General features: G+C 53.5%; 20 protein-coding genes, 3 tRNA genes and 1 riboswitch. Of the genes, 8 read left to right on the top strand and 15 right to left on the bottom strand.

Translation table 11 applies throughout. From position 1 onward, the window contains the following. Positions 1-13 precede the first annotated feature (13 nt). From IT893_RS09105 to argS, 5 genes are read right to left on the bottom strand one after another with little or no spacing between them, the layout of a single operon-like run. Positions 14-883 carry a ScpA family protein gene (locus IT893_RS09105; protein WP_197147514.1) on the bottom strand — a complete coding sequence of 290 codons (870 nt, stop codon included), beginning with the start codon at positions 881-883 and terminating at the stop codon, positions 14-16. Between the two features lie 33 nt (positions 884-916). Further along, the gene (locus IT893_RS09110) at positions 917-1,600 is read right to left on the bottom strand and encodes a site-2 protease family protein (RefSeq protein ID WP_197147515.1); all 684 of its coding nucleotides are present in this window, start codon (positions 1,598-1,600) and stop codon (positions 917-919) included. Next, the gene (nagZ, locus tag IT893_RS09115) at positions 1,597-2,667 is read right to left on the bottom strand and encodes a beta-N-acetylhexosaminidase (RefSeq protein WP_252724123.1); all 1,071 of its coding nucleotides are present in this window, start codon (positions 2,665-2,667) and stop codon (positions 1,597-1,599) included. The genes IT893_RS09110 and nagZ overlap by 4 nt, the downstream gene beginning before the upstream one ends. Beyond that, positions 2,654-3,538 carry an SPOR domain-containing protein gene (locus IT893_RS09120; RefSeq protein ID WP_197147517.1) on the bottom strand — a complete coding sequence of 295 codons (885 nt, stop codon included), beginning with the start codon at positions 3,536-3,538 and terminating at the stop codon, positions 2,654-2,656. Before IT893_RS09120 ends, nagZ begins: the two co-directional genes overlap by 14 nt. A 3-nt stretch (positions 3,539-3,541) precedes the next feature. After that, positions 3,542-5,293 carry an arginine--tRNA ligase gene (gene argS / locus IT893_RS09125; RefSeq protein ID WP_197147518.1) on the bottom strand — a complete coding sequence of 584 codons (1,752 nt, stop codon included), beginning with the start codon at positions 5,291-5,293 and terminating at the stop codon, positions 3,542-3,544. Between the two features lie 233 nt (positions 5,294-5,526). On the opposite strand from argS, the gene erpA reads away from it, so the two are divergent. Next, positions 5,527-5,868 carry an iron-sulfur cluster insertion protein ErpA gene (erpA, locus tag IT893_RS09130; RefSeq protein ID WP_008890980.1) on the top strand — a complete coding sequence of 114 codons (342 nt, stop codon included), beginning with the start codon at positions 5,527-5,529 and terminating at the stop codon, positions 5,866-5,868. Between the two features lie 89 nt (positions 5,869-5,957). Beyond that, entirely contained in the window at positions 5,958-6,737 is a 780-nt protein-coding gene (xth, locus tag IT893_RS09135) for an exodeoxyribonuclease III (RefSeq protein ID WP_197147519.1), read from the top strand. 83 nt (positions 6,738-6,820) lie between these two features. On the opposite strand, the gene ribB is transcribed toward xth, so the two are convergent. The 10 genes from ribB to IT893_RS09185 all read right to left on the bottom strand — a co-directional run bounded on the left by ribB (position 6,821) and on the right by IT893_RS09185 (position 18,249). Then, positions 6,821-7,489, bottom strand: a complete 669-nt coding sequence (gene ribB / locus IT893_RS09140) for a 3,4-dihydroxy-2-butanone-4-phosphate synthase (RefSeq protein WP_197147520.1) — start codon at positions 7,487-7,489, stop codon at positions 6,821-6,823. A gap of 132 nt (positions 7,490-7,621) precedes the next feature. Beyond that, a riboswitch (FMN riboswitch) is annotated at positions 7,622-7,772 on the bottom strand. A gap of 104 nt (positions 7,773-7,876) precedes the next feature. Then, positions 7,877-9,154 (bottom strand): EAL domain-containing protein, encoded by a 1,278-nt coding sequence (locus IT893_RS09145; protein ID WP_197147521.1) that lies wholly within the window; start codon positions 9,152-9,154, stop codon positions 7,877-7,879. A 56-nt stretch (positions 9,155-9,210) separates the two neighbouring features. Beyond that, positions 9,211-10,068, bottom strand: coding sequence for an aminotransferase class IV (locus IT893_RS09150; protein WP_197147522.1), 858 nt, complete (start codon positions 10,066-10,068; stop codon positions 9,211-9,213). Between the two features lie 13 nt (positions 10,069-10,081). Continuing rightward, entirely contained in the window at positions 10,082-10,669 is a 588-nt protein-coding gene (locus IT893_RS09155) for an aminodeoxychorismate/anthranilate synthase component II (protein WP_197147523.1), read from the bottom strand. Further along, a complete protein-coding gene (gene pabB, locus IT893_RS09160) occupies positions 10,666-12,066 on the bottom strand; it encodes an aminodeoxychorismate synthase component I (RefSeq protein WP_197147524.1) in 1,401 nt (466 codons plus the stop codon). The genes IT893_RS09155 and pabB overlap by 4 nt, the downstream gene beginning before the upstream one ends. Positions 12,067-12,273: 207 nt before the next feature. Then, the gene (locus IT893_RS09165; protein ID WP_197147525.1) at positions 12,274-14,940 is read right to left on the bottom strand and encodes a valine--tRNA ligase; all 2,667 of its coding nucleotides are present in this window, start codon (positions 14,938-14,940) and stop codon (positions 12,274-12,276) included. Positions 14,941-15,030: 90 nt separating this feature from the next. Next, the gene (locus IT893_RS09170) at positions 15,031-15,645 is read right to left on the bottom strand and encodes a DUF2497 domain-containing protein (protein ID WP_197147526.1); all 615 of its coding nucleotides are present in this window, start codon (positions 15,643-15,645) and stop codon (positions 15,031-15,033) included. Between the two features lie 119 nt (positions 15,646-15,764). Further along, on the bottom strand, positions 15,765-17,117 hold the full coding sequence (locus IT893_RS09175; RefSeq protein WP_197147527.1) for a TolC family outer membrane protein: 1,353 nt from the start codon (positions 17,115-17,117) through the stop codon (positions 15,765-15,767). Positions 17,118-17,261: 144 nt separating this feature from the next. Then, entirely contained in the window at positions 17,262-17,582 is a 321-nt protein-coding gene (locus IT893_RS09180) for a rhodanese-like domain-containing protein (protein WP_252724124.1), read from the bottom strand. 13 nt (positions 17,583-17,595) lie between these two features. Then, entirely contained in the window at positions 17,596-18,249 is a 654-nt protein-coding gene (locus IT893_RS09185; RefSeq protein ID WP_008890969.1) for a protein-L-isoaspartate O-methyltransferase, read from the bottom strand. 517 nt (positions 18,250-18,766) lie between these two features. On the opposite strand from IT893_RS09185, the gene IT893_RS09190 reads away from it, so the two are divergent. The 6 genes from IT893_RS09190 (at position 18,767) to IT893_RS09215 (ending at position 25,217) form a co-directional block, all read left to right on the top strand. After that, positions 18,767-21,208: a methyl-accepting chemotaxis protein gene (locus IT893_RS09190; protein ID WP_197147529.1), complete on the top strand. Its 2,442-nt coding sequence runs from the start codon at positions 18,767-18,769 to the stop codon at positions 21,206-21,208. Positions 21,209-21,384: 176 nt separating this feature from the next. After that, positions 21,385-21,458: transfer RNA gene (locus IT893_RS09195), tRNA-Cys, on the top strand. A 4-nt stretch (positions 21,459-21,462) separates the two neighbouring features. Continuing rightward, a tRNA-Asn gene (locus tag IT893_RS09200) sits at positions 21,463-21,538 on the top strand. A gap of 292 nt (positions 21,539-21,830) precedes the next feature. Next, positions 21,831-21,906, top strand: a tRNA-Asn gene (locus IT893_RS09205). 70 nt (positions 21,907-21,976) lie between these two features. Then, on the top strand, positions 21,977-22,291 hold the full coding sequence (locus tag IT893_RS09210) for a hypothetical protein (RefSeq protein ID WP_197147530.1): 315 nt from the start codon (positions 21,977-21,979) through the stop codon (positions 22,289-22,291). A 235-nt stretch (positions 22,292-22,526) separates the two neighbouring features. After that, on the top strand, positions 22,527-25,217 hold the full coding sequence (locus IT893_RS09215; protein WP_197147531.1) for a bifunctional acetate--CoA ligase family protein/GNAT family N-acetyltransferase: 2,691 nt from the start codon (positions 22,527-22,529) through the stop codon (positions 25,215-25,217). The last annotated feature ends 49 nt before the right edge of the window (positions 25,218-25,266 follow it).

The following is a 25,266-nucleotide window of genomic DNA, read 5'->3' on the forward strand; positions in this document are numbered from 1 at the left end:
GCCCCTGCCCAACTTATTTCTTAAACGTGTCTGCGTCGTAGTCATAATTGCGCGGCAGATCCCCTTCCCGCACAGTCTGCGGTGATCGCAGCAGAATCGGCCCAAAGGTCTCTTCTTGTGAGATTTCCAATTCACCATCGCGGCACATTTCAAGACTGGCAACAAAATGCGCCGCCAGTGCCGAGCGCGCCTTAAGCGGCGTTCCAAGTCCGCGTGGCATAAATTCAAGCAGCCTTGTCCATGTCGGCACCACGCGGCGGCCAAACAAATCGCGCAATCGTTGGATGGCATCATCCATCGCGTATAGATCAAATGCCTCGATCTCAAGCGTTTTGCTCTCCGATGTCAGCATGATCCGCGCATAAGCCTTGAGCAGGTCATAAAGCGACGCGTCATAGACAGATGCTGTTGTAACGCGGACTTCCTCAGGATCGCCGCGACCAAAGAAATCACGTCCCAAATTGGGGCGTTCCAGAAGTTTTTCACCGGCCGCTTTCATTGCCTCAAGCCGCTTAAGCTGGAAGGCAAGAAGCTCTGCCATTTCCTCGGCGCTGAGTTCTTCCTCGTCATTTTCCTGTTTTGGAAGCAACAGGCGCGATTTAAGGTAGGCGAGCCAGGCTGCCATCACCAGGTAATCAGCCGCCAGTTCAAGGCGCAGACCTTGTGCGGTATTGATGAATTCAAGGTATTGTTCGGCAAGATCGAGAATGGAAATCTTGATGATATCGACCTTTTGGTCGCGTGCCAGTTCAAGCAACACATCAAGCGGCCCCTCGAACCCGTCCAGATCAAGAATCAGGCGTTCGGCAAGGCTCGGTTCTTCATCGACCGGCTTCTTGTCAAACACATCATCTGGAATTTCGAATTCGAACTGGTCTGCCATCTATCCCCGACTATCCCCCAAGCCTGTCGGCGTTCAGGCAAAGATATCTGCCAGAAGCCTGACCAGTGCATTGGCCGGTTCAAGCACCAACCACTGGAACACCGGCAGGTCTATACCAAGTTGCGTCGTGACATAGGGCAACAGAAAGACCAATCCGATCAATATGATCATGCCGGTTTTTTCCATACGCGCCAAGACCCGTGCAATTGGCATCGGTGAAATTGCGGTCAGAACCCGCCCACCGTCAAGTGGCGGGATCGGCAACATGTTAAACACCGCCAGGATGCAATTCAGCCAAAGTGACTGATTAAGCATCGTCGCAAGCCATTCATTGACCGCTGGCGAGAAGCTTGGCAGCCACACCAGAAGCAGGATTGATACAATGGCGAGTGCCACGTTGGTCGCCGGACCTGCAATCGCAACACCAATCACGCCCAAACGCTGCGGATGCAGGCGATGAAACGCCACGGGAACCGGCTTGGCATAGCCAAACAGGAACGGTGCGGCTGTTATCAAAAGCAAACCCGGGATCAGGATGGTGCCAACCGGATCAATATGGCGGATCGGGTTAAGGCTTAGCCGCCCCATACGTTGTGCCGTGTCATCACCAAACAGCTTGGCAGCAAAACCGTGTGCTGCCTCGTGCAATGTCACGGCCAGCAAAACCGGAATGATCCAGGTCGTCGCCGAAACGATCAGGTCAATGGTGTCATTCACTTCTGATCATCTCCTGCTGACCACACCGGTGCCAGAAGATCGGCAAGCCGGGCCTGCCAATCGGTAATCTGGGTGCTGCTTGGTGCGTCGTGTTTGAACGTAGCAATTTGATTGGTAAAGCTCTGTGCGCGCTGCAAGGACGTACCGGTCAAAAGCGGTGCCATTGAGACGACCTCTTCCATCTCGGTGCGTTTGCCATTGCAATGAAGGGCAATATCACACCCAGCACGCAGACATTCATGCGTCCGGCTAGCGATGGAGCCACCCAGCGCCTCCATGGACAGATCATCACTGATCAGAAGGTTTTCAAAGCCAATCTCGCCACGAATAATGTCCTGAATAACAGTCGAGGAAACTGTGCCGGGCCGTTGATCATCGATGGCGGCAAACAGCAGGTGGGCTGACATTGCCGCCAGCACGTCCTTCATGTGCGCAAAGGGCGCAAAATCAAACTCGGACAGCGTCTCGTGCGATACGGTGACGATCGGCAGGTCCTTGTGACTATCCACCGTCGCGCGGCCATGTCCCGGAATATGTTTGATGATGGGGGCAATGCCACCATCCAGAAGACCTGCGGCCACGGCACTGGCCAGCATCACGACCTTGCCGACCTCTGCCCCGTATGACCGGTCACCGATCACGTCACTCATACCCGGCAGATGAAGATCAAGAACAGGTGCGCAGGTTGTATTAAAACCGGCTTCGCGCAGGTCCATCGCCATCAGCCGCGCACTGGTATAGGCCGCCTCGCGTGCATCATCGGCATTGCGATCAAACAGATCACCAAACACACCGGCCGGCGCAATCTTGCGCCAATGTGGCGGTTTCAACCGCATGACACGGCCGCCTTCCTGATCGACCAGAATCGGCACGTTGGTATTGCCAACGGTTTCGCGCAGTGCGTTGGTCAGGGCACGGACCTGATTACGGTTTTCAACGTTGCGCGCAAACAGGATAAACCCGAACGGATCGGCTTCACGCAAGAAGCCCTTTTCCCAATTGCTGAGTTCCGTTCCCGAGATACCAAGAATGCAGGCACGTGGCTTTTTGACTTCAAGGCCGGACAATGAGGCACCCCACATTGCGTTCTTTCAAATCCGCACAAAGCTTTTCGGCAGCCCCAGCATCACCAAGCGGGCCTGCCTGCAACCGATAGAAGACACCTTTGCCTTCGATCTCAATACGTTGCACAAACATCTCAAGATTGCCAAGCAAGTCTTTGTTTTTCGAAGACAACCGTTTCCATTCTGCTGCCGCGCCGCTTTCTTCGCGGACCGAAGCCAGCTGCACACGGAATGCGCCCGACGCAGGCGCCGCGGTCGTAGGTTGCGGTGCCGCGGCCGCTTCGGCTGCTGCTTGTTCCTTGGCCGGTGCTTCGGCCGTGCGGTTTTCAGCCGCGGCAACTGCCTTCTCCGCGTCAGTCAATTCGGGTGCTGTAATTTCCGGTGCTTTAACAGCAGGCTCGGCATTGCCGTCAGCTTCGGCGTTTTGCCGTGCATCCGCTGTTTCGGTTGCGGTCGCATCTGCCGGTGCGTCGGCCGTTGGATTTGGCTGGGCTGCCTTGGGCGTTGCGGAGACTTCCGGTGCGCGCGGCATATCGGGAAGTTCCTGCAACACAACATTTGCATCCGGATCAACGTCGCTTAGCTGGTCGTAGACTGTCGTCTCACGGTGGGGAACTTCCATTCCCCCCGGATCTTCCGGGCGAATTTTGATCGGTGACGGATCAGGAAGCAGGATCGGCAAATTACCGTCATCCTGAATGGGTTGGCCCTGATTATAAAACCAGTAACCTGCCCCGCCCAGCGCGCCACCAACCACGACAACGCCAAGAAACACGGTAGCCAGCCTTTTGATCATGCTCTTGCTGGCGGGCTTTTCTGATCCATAGTGATCTGCACGCTCTGCATGAAGGTCGGCACCGTGTTCTTCGCTCATCTCTTACATCTCCTCGACAGGCTTAACGCCCACAACCTCAAGACCTGACGCAATAACCGTGGCAACGGCACGGATCATCGCAAGACGTGCCAGAGTCGCAGGCAAATCATCGGCAATGATGAAGCGCAGCGCGGTGTTGTCACGTCCCTTGTTCCACAATGCATGGAATTCTGCGGCAATTTCTGTCAGGAAAAAGGCAATGCGATGCGGTTCATGGGCAACGGCCGCCTGTTCGATAATCCGCGGCCATTCAGCCATGCGGCGCACCAGAAGCTTCTCATCTTCCGAACTCAGCAATGATAGGTCCGCGGTCGCCAGCGTCTTCTCCGACAGATCCTGTCCCGGGAAGGCTTCAGCCGCCTGACGGAAGACCGAATTCACACGTGCATGCGCATACTGAACATAGAAAACCGGGTTGTCCTTGGACTGTTCGGTCACCTTGGCGAAATCGAATTCAAGTGCGGCATCATTTTTGCGGGTCAGCATGATGAAGCGCACGACATCCTTGCCAACGCGCTCAACCACATCACGCAGGGTGACGAAGGTCCCGGCACGTTTCGACATTTTGACCGGCTCGCCATTGTCAAACAGGCTGACCAGCTGGCAAAGCTTGACATCAAGGTCGCCCTCGCCGTGCGTAATCGCCTTGGTGGCGGCCTTCATGCGCTTGACATAGCCGCCATGGTCGGCGCCAAAGATGTCGATCATCAGGTTAAAGCCGCGTTCGTACTTATCAAAGTGATAGGCAATGTCGGACGCAAAATAGGTCCAGCTGCCATCGGACTTCTTCAAAGGCCGATCGACATCGTCGCCAAATTCTGTTGCACGGAACAGGGTTTGCGGGCGCGGTTCCCAGTCGTCAGGCTTCTTGCCTTTTGGCGGCTCCAGAACGCCGACATAGATGTCGCCTTTTTTCTCAAGATGTTCAAAGGCCGACTGGACCTTGCCCGCCTTTACCAAGCCGTCTTCGGATGTGAAGACATCATGGGAAACACCAAGAAGACGAAGGTCTTCCTTGATCAGGGCCATCATCTCGACGATGGCGAAAGCACGAAACTCTTCAAGCCATTCATCTTCCGGGGCATTCTGCCACTTGTCACCATCGCGTTCCGCAAGCTTTTTGCCCGGCGCGACAAGATAATCCCCCGGATACAGGCCTTGCGGAATTTCACTGATCTCTTCGCCTAGGGCTTCGCGATAGCGCAAATGAAGCGACCGTGCGAGAACATCCACCTGCGCACCGGCATCATTGGTGTAATATTCCTTGGTGACGGCGTAGCCCGCCTTTGAAAGCAAGTTGGCAAGCACGTCACCAACAACCGCACCACGGCAATGGCCGACATGCATCGGGCCGGTCGGGTTTGCCGAAACATATTCGACGTTGATCTTTTCGCCTTTGCCAAGGTCGCTATTGCCATAGGCAGTGCCGACTTCAAGGATTTGGCTGATCTGTGAAAGCCAGAACCGCTCGGCCATCCGCAGATTGATGAAACCCGGGCCTGCAATTTCGACTTCTTCGATGTGATCAAGACCACGCAGTTTTTCGGCCAGCTTTTCCGCCAGATCACGCGGCTTCATGGCAGCAGCCTTTGAAAGCAACATCGCCGCATTTGTTGCGGCATCCCCATGAGACGCATCGCGCGGCGGCTCCACCGTGACACGTGAAGTGTCGGTTCCCACAGGGAGAACACCGTCTTTTTCAAGGGCGAGAATCTGGTTCTCGATGTCGCTTTTCAACAGGCTGAAAACATTCATGACTTGGAACTTTGTAATTTCTGGTTCTGACCGGACCGGCCAATTGACTGGCGCCTGTTTTGAGCCATTTCACCTCAAAACGCAAGTCACCCGTATTTAGAGACATTACAGGTTTTGACATTTCAGCCATGCGCGCTAAATACTGACTCAAATACTGCGTTCGGATCATGCTATGATGTGACCAAGGATCGCAAACACACCTGCCCCGGCAGGACAAGACCAAGGAGTGTTGAATGACCGATTCTTCTCGGCAAGTTCAAATGACTGAAAGTGCTGCAAAACGCATTCAGGAACTGATTGCCAGCGAAGGTGCTGCGAACACCATGCTGCGTTTGCAGGTGTCTGGCGGCGGTTGCAGTGGGTTCCAGTATGAGTTCTCGCTCGATTCAGACACCACTGACGAAGATCGTATCTTCGAAAACCACGGTGCGAAAATGGTGATTGATGAAGTATCGCTGGATCTTCTCGGCGGTGCAGAGATTGATTTCGTGCGTGAGTTGGTCGGCTCGGCCTTTCGTGTAAACAATCCGAATGCCACGTCTTCATGCGGCTGCGGATCAAGTTTCTCGATTTGATCCGGATCGACAAACCGATTTATAAAACGGGGTTCGTTATTGGCGAACCCCGTTTTGTTTGACCAAACACCCAAAAAACCGAGGCCCGAATGAAAATCGCCACCTGGAATGTCAACTCGATCAAGGCACGCCTGCCAAACATTCTTGACTGGCTGCAGGACGCGAAACCCGATGTGGTCCTGTTACAGGAAACCAAGACGGTTGATGATGCGTTTCCAGCAATGGAGATCGAGGACCTTGGCTATAACATCGCCATTCACGGGCAAAAAACCTACAACGGCGTTGCGATCCTTTCCAAATTCCCGATCGAAGATGTCGAACGCGGCCTGCCTGGCAACGACGATGACGAACAGGCCCGCTATATCGAGGCAACCATCGGATCCAACCGGCCGGTCCGGGTTGCCTCGATCTACGTTCCAATGGGAACAGCCGTTGGCGACGAAAAGTTTGATTACAAACTGAACTTCCTCGATCGCCTGATCACCCGGTTTGAGAAAATTCGTGCCAGTGGTGACGCCGCTGTCATGGGCGGCGATTACAACATCGCGCCCGACGACATGGACGTCTATGACCCCGTGAAACTGCGCGAAACGGTGCTGTGCACAACGGTTGAACGCAAACGTCTGCGCACCATGATGAATATGGGCTTCACCGACGCATTCCGGACCTTCAACCCGAAAGGTCACCAATATAGCTGGTGGGACTATCGCGCCGGTGCATGGAACAAGGATAACGGTCTTCGTATTGACCACCTCCTTCTGACCCCGGCGGCGGCAGACCGACTGAGCGCATCGGATATCGACCGGGAACCACGCGGCAAGGAAAAGGCATCAGATCACACACCGGTCTGGTGCATGATTGACGACTGATCGCGTTCGATCACCAAAACAGCAAAAGGGCCGCACCTATCAGGATGCGGCCCTTTTGTTTTATCAATGGCAACAGATTGGCTTTATTCAGCCGCCTGCTTCATCGCCATGCGATAGGCAACGATATCTTCGATGCTGATCACGACCATATCGTGGCTCTTGGCATATTCGATCAGTTCCGGCAGCCGCGCCATGGTGCCATCCGGATTGGTGACTTCACACAGCACACCAGCGGGCTTGAACCCTGCCAGACGCATCAGATCAACCGTACCTTCGGTATGACCGCGACGTTCCAGAACACCGCCCGGGCGCGCACGCAGCGGGAAGACATGGCCCGGACGCGCCAGATCACTCGGTTTGGTGTCATCGGCGATGGCCGTTTTTACCGTGGTGACGCGGTCCGCGGCCGATACGCCGGTTGTGACGCCAACTTTGGCTTCGATGGTAACCGTAAAGCCGGTCCCCATGCTTGACGTGTTGTCTGCGACCATCGGTGGAAGTTCAAGTTCAGTTGCCTTCTCGTCGGTCAGGCACAGGCAGACGATACCGCTGCAATCGCGGATGAGCATCGCCATTTGTTCATTGGTCAGACTTTCTGCTGAAAAGATCAGATCGCCTTCGTTTTCGCGATCTTCATCGTCAACAACCAGAACGCCTTTTCCCTGGCGCAGATCATCAAGCGCACGTTCCATGCGCGCATGCGGATCGCCAAAGATCGACAGATCGGATTGTTTTTCAATACTCTGATTCATAACCGTCCTCTACGGATGGGGCTTACGAACCAGGGCAACAAAGAAAGGCCCGCTTTGCGACAAATGTCACAATGCGGTCGCAGGCAGACGGCATACCAGTCACGCTAAGGCGTTCCTGTCACGACCGTCACGCTTTATCCTCTCCCATCCGGACTGTTACCGTCGGCTCCGGAATCTCACCGGATCTGCTGACCCCAAAAGTCTTGCGACCTATGGGCGCTCGCGGGCTTACCAAAACTGGTTTACCGCCGGTCGGGATTTTCACCCTGCCCTGAGAATAAGCGCCGTGTTTCAACGACAAACGTTAACCACAATTGATCAACACGCGCACTTTATGAAAGCGCGCCGGTGTTGTCAAACGCCATAAAACCCTTGCAACCTTGTGGTTTAAATGTCTGAAAGCAGTTTGCCTGCACGGAAATGGAAATCGCATCCGTTATTGCGGGCTTCGCGCGGCGCCCATTGGCAAACGGCACATTTTTTGTCCGATGATCTGCTTTTGGATTTGCATTCCCGATGAAGATAGCCGCCAAGCATCGCGTCAATATAGCTGCCTTCAAAGACATCCACCCCCAGACTGCGGCCCATGCGAAGCGCCGTTCGGCTGTCACACCGCGTAAGGATCAGGCTGCGGTCGGCAAACAAAACAGCAAACTCCCGCAGTCTTTCGGCGACTTCCGCGCGACGCGATCCGACAATGTTCTGGTCCCATATGACCTTGATGAAATCGACATTCATCTTGCGCGGCGACAGAAATTCGAGTGCTGGCAACGTGATACGGTCCAGACCAACCTGTATCCCCAAGGAATGCAGGAATTCGCACGCGTCTTCAAATTCCCACCAGTTTGCAATCGCGTTCTCCATGGAAAACTCGATGGCCATGTTTTCGATCAGTTTACCGTCATGTTCGGCGATGAAATCGGTAAACTTGTCGCTGTGAACTGTCTGAATTTGCATGTTCAAATGCAATCGGTCTGGCAAAATGGACGGTGCCAGTGCTGCCGTAACATCCATGACTTTTTCATCGAGAACACGCGACAGGATCTCAATCTCGCCCGGCCCTTCTAACAGGAAACTGGCAAGATGGTTTTGGCGCAGGTAATCAAGCGAACAATAGATCTCGTGACCTAGCACCTCGCGTCGGGTGTCATCAAAACTGACGATGGCCTGGCGCCGGCAAGAGTCAAATACAGCCTCTGTCGTGATCGCGCCACGCAGCATTTCAGCCATATCAAAGCGTACGGAAACGTCACTGCTTGGCCTTTCTGCAAGCGTTATGCCGAGCAAATCTGCCAACTTCTCCTGATCTTTTGGCCATTCAAAGCGGTTCCAGAGATTGGATGGAATATGGCCAAGGCCCTGACGGTTCAGGACGTCGGTCAGAATTTCTCGGATATGCTCGACAAAGGTGTTGTCGTCGTTTGTCCACGACCCTGCATGCACAAACGCCACCATACCATTTTCCAGGCGATGGACCTTGGTGTTCTCGGGGAGATTGTGGAAAGCATCCCGGGTAATGGCCTGATAGTCATCGGTGCCAAGACGCAAGTCGGCCGGAATATTCAGGATCCCAAACGAAATCGCTTTGCCTTTGGCCGCGTGTTTACGCAGGCTTTCGACAAAGCGATTGATCGTGACAGGTGGTTTGGTGGTGTGCGCGTTCATATGCATTCCAGTTTGAATTGCAGCTGAACATACGTCACTAAAGTGGTGAATTCAACCTAAATTACTATACCATCGCATAGTTCCGCCTCCACCCTTAGGGCAAGGTCTGTAAAGAAGGTTTTCGCCGGCACACCGACAACATAGCCATCAACACGGTCAACAACGCGCAAACCCTGCAGTGCATTGGCGGTAAAGACGGCATCGAACTCTTTGAGTTCTTCTGGTGCCTTCGGCTCGAAAGTCACTTCAATCTCGGATTCTTTGGCAACTTGCAGCACATAGTCCCGCGCAAGTCCGCAAAGGATCCCGGTATCCTCATCCGGCGTCCAAAGGGTTTCCCCGATAATCCCGAACAGATTGGCAACTGTCGTTTCCGCCACATGGCCGTCTGCCGACAGAATAAGCGCGTCTTGTGCACCGTATTTCTGTACTTCCTGTTTGGCCGCGATGTTGTCCATATAATTGGTACTTTTGATGCTGCCCGCGACCGAATGCGGGTTTCGGCGCACTTTCTGCGACGTCGCCAGGGTCAACCCGATATTCGGGTCCAGCGGATCAAAGGGCTCGGCAGTAATCAGGATGGTCGGATCCGGCAAACCCGGTGGCAGCAATCCACGTTCGCCCGGGCCGCGTGAAACCGTCATGCGAACAACTGCATCCTTGCGGTGAATTTGCTCAAACAGCTTGGCAACGATTTCCGCGACTTCGTCTGTCTCGGGCAACAGGTCGAGCGGGAACTCAATTAGCTCGGCATGATGGTCAAGCCGTCCCATATGGGCTTCCAGCCAGGTAATTTTCCCTTCGTGCGCACGCATGGTTTCGAAGAAACCATCACCCAGCAGGAAGCCACGATCCGTTACCGGAATGGACGCTTCATCAAGATCACGAAAACTGCCATTCATCCAAACCTGCATAGCCTGGTCCCTTTTAATCGTTATCGGCTCCCTGCCCGGAAGCACGTTTCAGAAAATTCGCCAACAGCGCGTGGCCCTGTTCCGTAAGCACGGCCTCGGGATGGAACTGAACACCGTAAATCGGCAAGGTCGCATGGGCAAATGCCATGACTTCTCCGTCGGGGCCTGTTGCTGTTTCGATCAAAGTGCCATCATTTGGCAAATCAACGATTAACGAGTGATATCGCGTGACTTGCAAAGGATTGTTTAATCCGGCAAACAAATCCTCCCCGCTATGCCGGATCGATGATGTCATCCCGTGAACCGGCCGTTTTGCGCGCTTGACCGTACCACAGAATGCTTGGGCGATGCACTGATGCCCAAGGCAAACGCCAAGCATCGGAAACTCGGTTTTTAGCGCGTTGATCAGGTCCAGGCTGTTTCCCGCCTCATCCGGTCCGCAGGGGCCCGGCGAAAAGACGATCGCCAACGGATTAAGGGCACGGACGTCTGCCACCGTGATCTCGTCATTTCGCACAACCTTGACCGCATGTCCGAGCTCCTCAAGATAGCGCGCAAGATTGAAAACGAACGAATCATAATTATCGATCAACAGGATCATAGCAGATCCCCGACACTTATTCCGAACAACTCAAACATCTTGGTGGCTTTAACCAGCGTTTCCTCGTATTCCGCTGCCGGGTCGCTGTCAGCAACGATCCCGCCGCCAACATTAAAGGCCATCTTGCCGCCATTTACGCTAAGCGTTCGGATGGCGATGTTTGTGTCCATCGCTCCATCAAATCCGATATAACCAATGGCACCGCAATAGGCACCGCGCGTTGTTTTCTCGAGTTCGGTAATAATCTCCATCGCACGAATTTTCGGCGCGCCAGTGATCGACCCACCGGGGAAACATGCACGCAATGCATCAACAGCGGTTTCGTCTTCTCGCAGTTCGCCTGTCACGGTGGACACCAGATGATGCACATTGGCATAGCTTTCCAACGCGCAGATCATCGGTGTTTTCACAGTGTGAGGATTACTCACCTTTGACAGGTCATTACGCAAAAGATCAACGATCATAACGTTTTCCGCGCGATCCTTTGGCGATAACATTAATCCCTGTGCCAGTTCGGCATCGCTTAACGGTGTCTCGCCGCGCGGTCTTGTGCCCTTGATCGGCTTGGTTTCGATCTGCCGGTTTCTGACCCGAAGAAACCGTTCCGGCGAATTTGACAGCACCGCCACATCCCCGAAATTCAGGAATGCGCCGAAGGGTGCGGAACTGATGTCACGCAACCGGCGATAAAGATCAAACCGCTTTGGGATGGCATCGCTTGCGTACTCTGCGCGGAAGCTTTGCGACAGGTTGGCCTGAAAGATGTCACCGGCAAAGATGTAATCAATCACGCGCTGTACGGCGACCTCGTAGCTGGCGCGATCAAAGTTTGACTGCCAGGTCGAAGCGTTTGGCACATGCGGAATGGCAGGCGTATCAATCAGCGGCCGTGCAAGTCTTAGATACTTGCGGATCAGCGCCATACGGTCGTTTGCGCGCTGATCGCGTTTTGGACCTTCGGTCTCTGGAATGCCGGTGGAAATAAGCCACATCCGCCGGTTAATCTGATCAAATGCGATCACCAGATCATAAATTCCGACCGCCATGTCCGGCATTGAAAGCCAGTCATCCGGTGCTGTGGGCAACAATTCTGTCTGATGTGCCAACTCATAGCCAAAATAGCCGACAGCACCGCCCTGAAACGGCGGCAGGTCTGGCTTCGCTTCAATCTGATAGCGCGCCAACAGGTCGCTAAGGACGTCAAACGGGTTTCCCGGAATTTCAAAGCCATCCAGCACCGCCTGCCCGTTCTTCGCCATCAATTTATGCAGCGGCGACACGACAATGTAGGAGAACCGGTCACGGTCACCAGAATCCAAAAAATGGCTATCGGCAAATGGCGCAAACGCGCCATAGGCATCAACGGGCTCGATATAGGGGCATTCTTCAATCAGCATTGGGCCGGCGCATTCTTATCGACTGGACGCGACGAAAATCGTCATTCCATGGGGGTTCTTGTCGCTCACAGGAACGGGCGACGCCAATCTAAGCGATTCTGCATGATCGGGTGAAGATTTTTGCGACATTACGACAGTTCAATTGAACCCAGAACAAAAAAGGCCAACCAATGATGGCTGGCCTTTCTCGCAGATTGGTCGGAAACCTTACATCGCTGCAATACGTGCGAAAGCTTCGTTAAGCTTGGCAAGGGTATCACGTGCTTCTTCAAGCTTGGCTTTTTCGGCCGTGACGATGTGCTCAGGTGCGCGACTGACGAACTTCTCGTTCGAAAGTTTGCCTTCCTGGGCCTTGATGTATTTCGTCTTGTCTTGAATTTCCTTTTCAAGACGTGCCTTTTCAGCCGCAACATCGATGAAATCGGCAACCGAAACAAAGACAGTCACACCATCAACCACAGTCTGGATCGCACCTTTGGCAATCGCCTCGACGTCGCCCTGCCCCTTAAAGGCAACATCGGCAACGCGCGCCAGACGCTTGACCTGTGCTTCCTGTGCCGTGACAGCCGCCTTCATCGCGTCGGTGGCATCAACCAGATAGATCGGAACTTCGGCCGCCGGCGGCACATTCATTTCAGAACGGACCCCACGGATGTTGCCAATCAGGCGGATGGCCAGATCGACCTCGGCTTCTGCTTCACGATCAATCAGCGCGTCGTCAAACTGCGGATACCCTTCGGCGATCAGCATTTTGGCACGACTATCGGCGGTCTTCTCCCAAAGCTCTTCCGTGATGAACGGCATGACCGGGTGCAAGATCAAAAGGATCTGGTCAAGAACCCACGCGGTAACCGCACGAATTTCCGCCTTTGCTTCCTCGTCACTGCCCATCAGAACCGGTTTTGCCAGTTCCAAGTACCAGTCACAGAAAGAACCCCAAACGAACTGATAGGCGCTGCTGGCGGCATCGTTGAAACGATAGGTCTCAATACCGGTGCCAACGGCCTTGGCCGCTTCAACCGTTTTGCCAACGATCCAGCGACCAAGGGTCGATTTCACGTTCGCGGGGTCAAAGCCATCCACCGGTTTGCATTCATTCATTTCGGCAAAGCGGGCGGCATTCCAAAGCTTGGTCGCGAAGTTGCGATAGCCCTCAACACGGGATGCGGCAAGCTTGATGTCGCGCCCTTGTGCAGCCAAAGCTGTCAGGGTAAAGCGCAGCGCATCACAACCATATTCGTCAATGATCTCAAGCGGATCGATGACGTTACCCTTGGATTTGGACATCTTCTGGCCGTGTTCGTCACGCACCAGCGCATGAATGTAAACGTCGCGGAACGGAACTTTGCCATCCATGAAATACATGCTCATCATGATCATCCGGGCAACCCAGAAGAAGATGATGTCAAACCCGGTGACCAGAACATCGCCCGGATAATATTTGGCAAGTTCCGGGGTCTTTTCTGGCCAGCCCAGCGTCGAATAGGGCCAAAGACCAGATGAGAACCAGGTATCAAGAACGTCGGTTTCCTGGGTCAGTTCGACATCCTTGCCATAATGCGCCTTGGCGGCGGCCATGGCTTCTTCCTCGGTTTCTTCAACGAAGAATTCGCCGTCGGGGCCAAACCATGCCGGAATACGATGTCCCCACCAAAGTTGACGGGAAATACACCATGGCTGGATGTTACGCATCCATTCGAAATAGGTGTTTTCCCAGTTCTTCGGCACAAAACGAATGCGGCCATCTTCAACCGCCTCGGTGGCGGGCTTTGCAAGAACTTCGGCATTTACGAACCACTGATCGGTCAGATAAGGCTCGATCACAACGTTCGAACGGTCGCCGTATGGAACCATGTGAACGGTATCCTCGATCTTTTCAAGCAGACCGAGTTCGTCCATCTTCGCAACGATCAGTTTGCGGGCTTCAAAACGATCAAGGCCGCGGTATTCCTCGGGCGCTTCATCATTGATGCGCGCATAATCATCAAGGATGTTGATCTTTTCCAGACCAGCACGTTTGCCGACTTCAAAGTCATTGAAGTCATGCGCTGGTGTGATCTTAACAGCACCCGACCCTTTTTCCGGATCGGCATATTCATCCGAGACGATCTTGATGCGACGTCCAACAATCGGAAGAACGCAGTATTTCCCGATCAGGTCCTGATAGCGTTCGTCATCCGGGTGGACTGCAACACCAGTATCGCCCAGCATCGTCTCCGGACGAGTAGTTGCAACGGTGATGAACTCGCCGTCACGGCCCTCGATCGGATATTTGAAGTGCCAGTAATGGCCTTTGACTTCTTTCTGAACGACTTCAAGGTCGGAAATCGCGGTCAGAAGCTTCGGATCCCAGTTCACCAGGCGCTTGTCACGGTAAATCAGGCCATCCTTGTGCAGTTTCACGAACACCTTGCGCACCGCAGCCGACAGGCCATCATCCATGGTAAAGCGTTCACGCGGCCAATCGGGCGACGCGCCCAGACGGCGCAGCTGATTGGTGATGGTACCGCCGGATTTTTCTTTCCACTCCCAGACCTTCTCGACGAACTTTTCACGGCCAAGGTCATGGCGCGTTATGTTCTGTTCGCCAAGCTGGCGTTCAACAACCATCTGGGTTGCGATGCCTGCATGGTCGGTACCCGGTTGCCAAAGGGTATCCTTGCCCTTCATCCGGTTATAGCGGACCAGGATATCCTGAAGCGTGAAGGTCAGTGCATGCCCCATGTGGAGGCTACCGGTCACGTTGGGCGGCGGCATCATGATGACATAGGGATCGGCACTGGATGCCGGATCAGCAGCAAATGCCCCTGCTTTTTCCCATTTATCGTAAAGTCTGCCTTCAACATCGGCCGGGTTGTAGGTCTTCTCCAACATGGTCTTTTGATCCGCTGCGGGTTTAATTGTTTATCCAAAGAAAAAGCGGCGCACCGTTGGCGCGCCGCTCGAATGTCAAAATCGGCTCGCCTACAGGTCTTCGGCGCGGTTCACAATCCGCTCGATTTCCTTTTTCACAAGGCGTTCGATCATATAGGGAAGGTTTTCGTCAAGCCATTCCTTAAGCAACGGACGCAGCATATCACGCACCAGATCTTCAAGGGTTGCGTGTCCCGCGTTGATGCCAAGGGCAACTGCGCGTTTCTTTGCAACAGCTTGCGCCAGTTCCGAGATGGTTCCGGTGGCCGTCGATTCCGTCATATTCGAAATCAGCGGTTCGTCGTCTTCATCATCGTAAAGGGCTGGCATTGCCGGTTCGGGCTCTGGTTCCGGTTCCGGCTCGTCGAATTCTTCTTCCAGAGGCGTTTCATCGAAATCGAGCATATCGTCGAGTTCGAGTTCTTCCTCTTCTTCGGGCTCGTCAAGCTCCAGTTCCTCGGGTTCTTCCTCGAACTCAAGTTCTTCGGGCTCTTCGTCAAGCACTAGTTCGTCGATTTCTTCTTCAGGCTCGGGTTCTGGTTCCGGCTCGGGCTCGGGTTCTGGCTCCGGTTCCGGCGTCGGTTCGGGTTCAGGAGCAGCTTCCTGTTTTTCTTCATCCCCCTCATCGGCAAGAATCTTGCGGATGGACTGGAGGATATCCTCCATGGAAGGTTCTTGTTGCCCGTCACTCATAATTAAACTTCCGCACTAGTGTCATTTAACCAGACCGATCCGACCCAAGTTCGAAGGCAGGATGTCGCCACCCTGCCCCGACCATCAACCAATCAATCCGTTCCCCACCACTGGTCCTTGACCTTGTTATAGTTGGACTCAGTGTCATAAATTTCGACCGGCAGACCAAGGACCTGCGCATTAAGCGCCCCCATGGCAGCCTTAACCTGAAACTCGGCAACCGCAGCGTCACGGCGCGAACCGACAAGATCCACACGGGCCTGCAAAAGCTCCTGTTCCTGATCAAGAACATCAAGAACGGTACGCGAACCAACCGATGCTTCACGCTGAACACCATCAAGGGCGACTTCAGCCGATGATACCTGTGCCTGCTGCGATTCGATGCTGGCACGTGCAGTGACAAGCGTCTCCCAGGCACTGGTTGCATTTTCAATTACTGAACGGCGCGCTTCATCAATCTGGATGCGGGCCTGACCGGCGGTCTGCTTTGCCGAACGCACGTTCGAGAACACAGCCCCCTGCTGGTAAAGTGGAATCGAGACTGACGCGATAATGTCCGCCGTATCAGAGGTGAAATCATCGTTCGACGCTTCATGCTGGCGCTCAACGCCGGCAGCAAGACTTACTTCCGGATAAAGCGAACCTTCGCTCAGACGAATGTCGGACTGCGCAGCTTCTTCGCTGTAAATTGCCTGCAAGACATCAGGGTGCTGACCCTGTGCAATCGTCAGAACATCAGAAATGCTTGTCGGAAGTCCCGAAAGCGAATTGGGAATGTCAAGATCGCTTGGCGGATTCCCGACAAGGCGTTCGTACTGCGCCCGGGTATTGGCCAAGGCGCCCTGGGCCGAGATCAGATTGGCCTTTGCACCTGCAAGGCGCGCTTCAGCCTGGGACACGTCCGTACGGGTCACCTCGCCAACGTCAAAACGATCACGGGTCGCTTCAAGCTGACGCTCCAGAACGCGAACGTTGTTCTGATTAAGCTCAACAACCGCTGTATCACGCAGAACGTTGAAATACGCGGTTGCCACCTGAAGCATGACATCCTGCTCGGTCGAGCGCAGTGACGCACGGGCCGCCTTGATACGGGCCTCTGCACGTTCGGTTTCTGCCGTGGTACGGCCGCCACGATAAAGCGGCTGCGTAACATTGAGGCCAACCGTGTAGGGTGTCAGATTGTTATCTGTTTTCGTACCGTTGGTTTCTGTTTCGGTATCACGAACGCCTGCGCTACCAGAAAGGCTTACACTCGGCCGCCAGTTTGACAATGCCGAGGAAATTTCTTCATCGGTCGAACGAAGTGCCGCACGACCGGCTTCGAGTGTCGGGTTGCTCTGGTACGCCTTGATAAGTGCGTCTTCCAGGCTTTCTGCAGAAGCGCCGCTGGCAACAATGCCGCCGGTCGCCAGAATACTGCAGGTCAGCAAGAACCGTTTGATCATTTATCTACCCTTGTAAAATCCTACACCAAGTCCCGACCCCGGCGCAGTTTCACGTATGGTAACGACGGAAGGAAAATTTTCCAAGAAAAGAGGCATTTGCATCAAAAAAAAGTAATTTGCCCCGTTTCTCCGTCATCGCCGTTTTCAATCGTAGCGGCTCATATCGCGCTTAACTTCAAGCGCCCATGCATCTATACCGCCGCGAACATTAAAAAGCTCTTTAAATCCATGATCCTCAAGCAACAGGCCCGCATGGCGACTGCGAACGCCATGATGACAAATGATCGCCAAAGGCATATCAGGCGCCAGTTCATCCAACCTTCCCGATAGTTGGGAAAGAGGAATATGGAGCGCCTGATCTATCGCGCAGATTTCAAGTTCCCAATCTTCGCGGACATCAAGCAAGGCAATCGGTGCATTCGCATCAAGCCGTGACGCAAGTTCAGCACAACTGATGTCGAGCACCGTCAAACCTCAATCAGAATACAAAGCTTTCTGCCGGCTCAAATCCCGGAAGATACGGAATGTTGGCATCAAACAGATCGCGATGCCCGATGACACCGTTTTCGCGCTCGTAAAGGCGTGCAACGCCCACCTTGCCCGGTTCACGCACCACGGCGAGCAATCGACCACCTTCGGAAACCTGTTCAAGGATACCGGCCGGAACTTCGGCAACAGCACCATCGAAGACGATGACGTTGTAAGGAGCCTGTTTGGCATACCCTGATGCCAGATCACCTTCGACAACAATGACATTGTCGTAGTTGAGCTTCTGGAAGGTGGCCTCGGCGGCAGCAGCCATATCCTTGTCGCTTTCGACAGATACCACGGTTTCTGCGACGCGCGAGATCAGCGCGCTGGAATAGCCGTACCCGGCACCAATCACCAGGGCAACATCCGTTTCAGCAATCTCGGCATTTTGCATAAGGCGCGCAATCACCATCGGCTCCATGGCAAAACGCCCAGCGCCCACGGCGATATCCTCGTCGATATAGGCAACGCCGCGCTTGCCTTCCGGCAGGAACAGTTCGCGCGGAACCCCTTCCATCGCTGCAATGACCAGCGGATCGGTAACCTTGTTAGTCCGAACCTGATTTTCCACCATGTTATGGCGCGCGATTTGGTAATCCATGATTATCTGACCTGAAAATTCTCGCGAGAAACAGACCACAGTCCTCTTGTTGTCCCCAAAGACGGCTGCGGCAATTGCCCTGTTTATAGTCAGCACATAAGCAACTGACAACATCGGATCAATGTGTGGCTTCGATTTTAACACATTGAGGGCACTAAAAGATTGACCGAACGACGCGGCATCTACCACGCAGATGTTACGATTTGGAAGCCAAATGATCATGTAAAACTGATCCGACGATCAAGAAAACGAACTGAACCCGCCTCCGTTTTCAGTCTGATTGCGCCGGACATCCTTGATTATTTGAAGGACTGAAACATTCAACCAAAATTATTTGCAGCCCTATCTCTTGAAATGCCGATCGGCCATCGAAACATAGTTCAAAGAACGTTTTATGTGTCTGCGATGCAAGCATAATCCAAGCACAAAACAGCTAAACCGAGAAAGACGGCCAATGCAATTCTCAATTGTGCTGCACCACGTCATAAGCCGGAATTTGGTATTGTAGGGGAACAACATGCGTGACAATGGCCCGGTAACAAATCGCGAAGTGCTGATGGGGGATGGTGACATTCTCGTATCTGGAACCGATACAAGTGGGAAGCTCAAGTTTGCCAATAAGTCCTTTATCGATATCAGCGGATTTACAGAAGAACAGCTGATTGGTTCACCTCATAACGTTGTACGTCATCCCGATATGCCCAAAGATGCCTTTGCTAATCTTTGGGAAACCATCAAGGCTGGCCTGCCCTGGCAAGGTCTTGTGAAAAACCGGGCGAAGAATGGTGATCATTACTGGGTTCGCGCCAATGTTACACCAACGATCGAAGACGGAAACATCACCGGTTACATCTCAATTCGCACAAAGCCGAGTGAACAGGAAAAAAAGAACGCGGAAAGCATCTATGCCGATTTACGGACGGGACAAGCCAAAAATGTCAGTCTCGAATACGGAGAAATCGTCGATACCAGCACCAAATCCAGATTAAAAACTTTTTTTGCAAGCATCAAAGGAAGTCTAAGCCTTGCTTTTGGTACGTTGTTTGTCATTGTTCTGATTTTGGTTGGTGACGCAATTTATACAGAATATCAGACCGAAAAACGACTTGAGGATATTTACAACAACCGTGTGCAATCGTTGAATTTAATCAAACAGATCTCCGACGATTATGCGGTCTTCGTTGTTGATGCCTCACACAAAGTACGCAACGGCAACTTCACTTGGCAAGAAGGTATCGACAGCATTGACTTGGCGGAAAATCGGATCAAAGAAAACCTGGATAGCTATCTGAGCCGCAAGATTGATCCGGCCGAAGCCCAGATCGTTGATACGATTAGAAGTATGATCCCAGCCGCTGATGACGTGATCAAGCGATTACGTCAGGCTTTTCAAAACGAAGACACTGCCGCGCTTGATAACATTGTCAAAGACGAGCTCTATCAGACCATTGACCCGTTGACTGAACAAATCGGAAATCTGTCTGTTTCGCAGAACGATATTGTGCGCAAAACGGTCGAAGAAGCACAGAGCAGCTTCTACACAGCCATTATCATCCAAGCTGCGCTAGTTATAATGGCATTGCTTCTGATTGTTTTCTTTAATTTCTGGCTGCTTAGAAAATTCCAACGCCCGCTCAGGGAGATGGAAGACCATTTCGATGCCATCGCAAGAAATGACTCCGGTTATCTTATTCCGATGCCATCTGTTCCCGACTTCAATGGGTTGATACGGCAGTTGCGCGCTTTACACGCGAAGCTGGCCTATGCAAAGCTTGAACGTGAAGAAAATGAAGCGAAAGCCAATTCACAGCGGGTCGGCGCCTTGCGCGGCCTGGCCGAGACCGTTGAAAAAGAACTTCAAAATATCGTAGAGGCCATCATTGACCAGACAAAGCGATTGAGTTCGTCTGCTAGTGATATGGCAGGGTCTTCGGAACGCGTCTCAGAAAACTCTGAAAGCGTCGCCGCCGCCGCACATGAGGCATTGGCAAACGCAGAGACAGTGTCAGGTGCATCCGAAGAGCTGGCAGCGTCCATCCGCGAAATCACCCGCCAGATTGAAGAAGCCACAACCCTTACCGCAGAGGCCAATACGGCCGGGGAAAGTGCGGAAAAGACTGTCACCTCACTCAAAGACAGCGTTGATCGTATTGGCGAGGTTGCCGAACTGATTGGTGATATCGCTGCTCAGACTAACCTCCTCGCGCTTAATGCCACTATCGAGGCTGCGCGCGCTGGTGATGCCGGCAAAGGTTTTGCTGTGGTTGCGCAGGAAGTCAAAAACCTTGCCAATCAGACCGCCAAGTCGACCGAGGAAATCACCCGGCAGCTTGGTGAAATTCAAAATGTGACTGGATCTGTGGTTTCCACCGTTCAGCAGATGACATCAAGCATCCGTCGCGTCGACGAGGTTGCCTCCAATGTCGCCGTGAGTGTTCGACAGCAGGATGAAGCAACACAAGAAATCGCAAGAAACGTCGTTCAGACAGCAGAGGCATCAAATGAGGTGACCGAAAAAATCGGCCATGTCGCATCAGAGGCGCAAGACAATCTCAACCGAGCCGCCGCCATGAACAAAATTGCCGACGAAGTCGATATAAGTATTGCTGAACTCCGCAACAGCTTGGTTCGAATCGTTCGAACAGCAACCCCGGAAGTAAACCGCCGTAAGGATCCGCGGTACGAAGCTCAACTCGCCATCACAGTGAAGATTAACGGGAAATCGATCCGTGGCCAGACCATCGACATTTCGGCAGGTGGCGTGAGGGTATCCCTTGCTGAGCCCGTGAAGAAAGGTGAGAAAGGCGAGATCACCATCGAGGGTCCGAACACCACCATTCCGTTTGAGGTTGAAAACAGTCTCGATACCATTGCAAACCTAGATTTCGCACCGAGTAAGATCCGTGAGGAACGATTGAAACCGTGGCTTGAGAACCGCTTTGGTAAAGCCAAAGGTTAACCCTTCGACCAACTGCGGGATGACATTCCCGTAAGCTTTTAAGACCACCCGGGACGTTTTCCCGGGTGGTTTGTTCTTTTTCTTAGCACTAATCCCCGAGCCTTCAGAAAAATGTAAAATTGGGTGCTTGACGGGGTGCGTTTGTTGAGGCTATACACCGCTCCAGCCAACGCGAAGGCGCGATGGCGGAGTGGTTACGCAGAGGACTGCAAATCCTTGCACGCCGGTTCGATTCCGGCTCGCGCCTCCACTGATCCGGCATAGCTCAGTTGGTAGAGCAAATGACTGTTAATCATTGGGTCGCAGGTTCGAGTCCTGCTGCCGGAGCCATAAACCCCTGGAACTCTGTTCCGGGGGTTTTTGCTTTTCGGGCCAATATCATTCCGCAGTTATTCCAAATGTGATTTGCCCCTTCCCGACCACAGAACACGATGCGCTTCACGTGATCCAATTCAACCAGTTGGGAAATGGTTTCCATCATTATCGCGCCTGCCGATAACCTGTCGCAGCCATGTTGGAAAAAGACGCAATTTTGGCCGGATTTTCTCAAAAAAGGTCTTGCGGGCCCCGGACTGTTTGATTATACACCTGCCACGCGCATCGAAAGACGCGCGGCACCTGATCCGGCATAGCTCAGTTGGTAGAGCAAATGACTGTTAATCATTGGGTCGCAGGTTCGAGTCCTGCTGCCGGAGCCAATTAAAAAGGGACCGAACGTAATGTTCGGTCCCTTTTGCTTTTGAACGTCAAAACACGGATGTTTACCCCATGAAAACCATCAAAATCGACCTTCGCGAAGTTGAACTCGCCACCCTTTCCGGACCGACCCGTGGATGGTTAATCACGGGCGAAGGCAGGGTCATTCATGGCTTGGTGCACCCGATTGACGGGGATCTGTTCACGATCTCGTCGACGACCGATGCCCGGATACAGGCGTTTGGCTGGTGCCCGATGTTCGACAGTCTGGCCCATGTCCAAGCCGACCTTGAAATCGCGCTCGCCATGAGCTCGCAGAATGAAGTTGAAGCCTGGCTTGAAGAGTCCGAGCGATTTGACGACGGACATCATGGTCACGTGCATTAATCGTGACGCCGCATCTCCGCACTTCACGCCTCCCATAGCCTGCTGCATCGCACTGCCATAAAAACTTCGTGTTTGCAGCGCTTTATTGATGCACAGCAAATCAATATAATTAGCATCGCTCTAAAATATCGCACTGCATCATGATGGTGCGCTGAAAAAACAGCACACGCATCACCATATAGGGCGAGTTGGCCGAAATCTGGCCGGCCCACACAGGACAAGGCGCAAACTGGCGATGAGTACAATCAACCTCGATCATCTGTTCAAACCGAAATCGGTCGCCGTGATTGGCGCTTCCAATCGGCCGCACTCCGTTGGCAGCGTGATTATGAAGAACCTGCTTGCCGGTGGATTTGACGGGCCGATCATGCCGGTTAACCCACGCAGTCAGTCAATCGGTGGTGTTCTGGCCTACCCCGACGTCAACAGTCTGCCGGTGGTGCCAGAGCTTGCCGTGATCTGTGTTCCGCCCAAAGGTGTCGTTCCCGTTATGGAATGCCTGGCCGAAAAAGGCTGCCTTGCGGCGATTGTCCTGACTGCTGGCCTGAGTGCGGAACAATATGATGACAACCGCCCAGTCAAACAGGCGATGCTTGATATTGCGGCCTCCAAGAAAATGCGCCTGCTTGGCCCGAACTGCCTTGGCCTGATGGTGCCGGGCATTGGCCTGAATGCCAGCTTTAGCCATCAAAGCATTGGCAATGGCAAGATTGCCTTTGTTTCGCAATCAGGCGCCCTGTGCACTGCCGTCCTCGACTGGGCTGCTGCACGTGGAATCGGCTTTTCCCACTTTATTTCGCTGGGTGAATGCGATGACGTCGATTTTGGCGATGTCATCGACTATCTGGGTTCTGATCCCGATACCCGGGCGATCATGCTTTATATTGAATCCATTCACGAACGCCGAAGCTTCATCTCGGCCGCCCGTGCCGCATCGCGTAACAAACCGATCCTGTGCATCAAATCCGGTCGCTTTGCCGAGGGTGCAGCTGCGGCCGCATCCCACACCGGTGCGCTTGCCGGTGCCGATGACGTTTTCGATGCTGCCATCAAACGGGCCGGTGTTTTGCGCGTGTACACGGTGAGTGAAATGTTTTCTGCTGCTGAAACGCTGTCGCGGATGCGCCCGTTCCGTGGTGACAAGCTTGGTATCGTGACAAACGGTGGCGGGATCGGGGTGCTTGCGGTTGACGCCCTGATCGAAAGACATGGCCAGTTGGCCCACCTTGACGACGAAACTATTACAGCCCTTGATAAAGTCCTGCCGCCGACCTGGTCGCACGCCAACCCGGTTGATATCATCGGCGATGCACCGGGTGAACGTTATGCCAAGACCATTGACGTTGTCCTGAAGGACAAGAATATCGACAGCTTGCTGGTGATGCATGCCCCGACGGCCATCACCGATCCGGTCGAAGTCGCACAGGGTGTGATCGACACGATCAAGAACAGCAAGAAAAACATCCTGACCAACTGGGTTGGCGAGGCTACCGTGGCCGAGGCGCGTAACATGTTCTATGCGGCTGGTATTCCGACCTACCGTACGCCGGAAAATGCGGTTGCAGCCTTCCAGCACATGGTCAATTTCCGCAAGCTGCAAGAACTCTTGATGGAAACGCCGCCTTCGGTACCGCACGATTACACACCGGATGTCGACAAGGCACGCAGCATCATTCATGCCGCCATTCACGCGGGACGTCACATGCTGACCGAACCGGAAGCGAAATCGGTTCTGGAATGCTTTGGCATCAATACCGTCAAAACTTATGCCGCCCTTGATGTTAATGATGCCGTCAGCAAGGCAGAAAAGATCGGCCGCCCGGTCGCACTCAAGATCCTGTCGGACGACATCAGCCACAAGTCCGATGTCGGTGGCGTGATCCTGAACCTTGAAAACGGCGAGGAAGTTCGTGCTGCTGCCGAAAAAATGCAGCGCGTTATTGGCAAGAAATTCCCGGAAGCCCGCCTGCGCGGTTTCACCGTACAGGAAATGGTCAAACGTGACGGCGCACGTGAATTGATTGTCGGCATGACCACCGACCCGATCTTTGGCCCCGTGATCCTGTTCGGGCATGGCGGTGTAGAAGTCGAAGTTGTCCGCGACCGCGCCATGGCCTTGCCGCCGCTCAACATGAAGCTTGCCCGTGAACTGGTTGAAGGCACACGCATTCATAAACTTCTGCAAGGTTACCGTGATGTCCCGGCGGTCAACCTCGAAGAACTTTACATGACCTTAGTGCGGCTTTCGCAGTTGGTTGTGCAGTTGGGCGAAGTTGTCGAGCTTGATATGAACCCGCTTCTGGCCGACCGTGAAGGTGTGATTGCGCTCGATGCCCGTATCAAGGTAACGCCAAAGGTTGTAAGCGACGAACAGCGCCTGGCCATTCATCCCTACCCGCGCCATTTGAAGGAACAGGTGGTGATGGATGATGGGACGACCTATTTGCTGCGTCCGATCAAGCCCGAAGATGAACCGGCCCACTACGAATTTATGTCGCGGCTAACCCCGGAAGATATTCACTTCCGGTTCTTCGGCTCGGTCCGTGAATTGCCGCATTCGGAAATGGCCCGTCAGACGCAGCTTGATTACGATCGCGACATGGCTTTCCTTGCCATCCTGCCAAACGGTCATCAGGAAGGTGAAATTCACGGGATCGTTCAGGTCGTCATTGATCCGAACAACGAGAAAGCCGAATACGCCATCATGGTGCGATCCGATATCAAGGGGCGCGGCCTTGGCCGTATTCTGATGGAAAAGATGATCGAATTCTGCCGTCGCAAGGGCACAGAAACCTTCATCGGCCAGGTTCTGCCAAATAACCGTCGGATGTTGACCCTTTGTGAAAGCCTTGGTTTCAGCCGAAAATTCATCCCGGATGAAGAAGTGTTTGAAGTCACCCTGCCCTTGCAGCGTGACCCGGAATAAGCTGCATCTTCATGGCCAAAAAACAAAAGCCCGGTGAAATACCGGGCTT

The sequence above is a fragment of the Thalassospira sp. A40-3 genome (assembly GCF_015871485.1).
Lineage (GTDB): Bacteria > Pseudomonadota > Alphaproteobacteria > Rhodospirillales > Thalassospiraceae > Thalassospira > Thalassospira tepidiphila.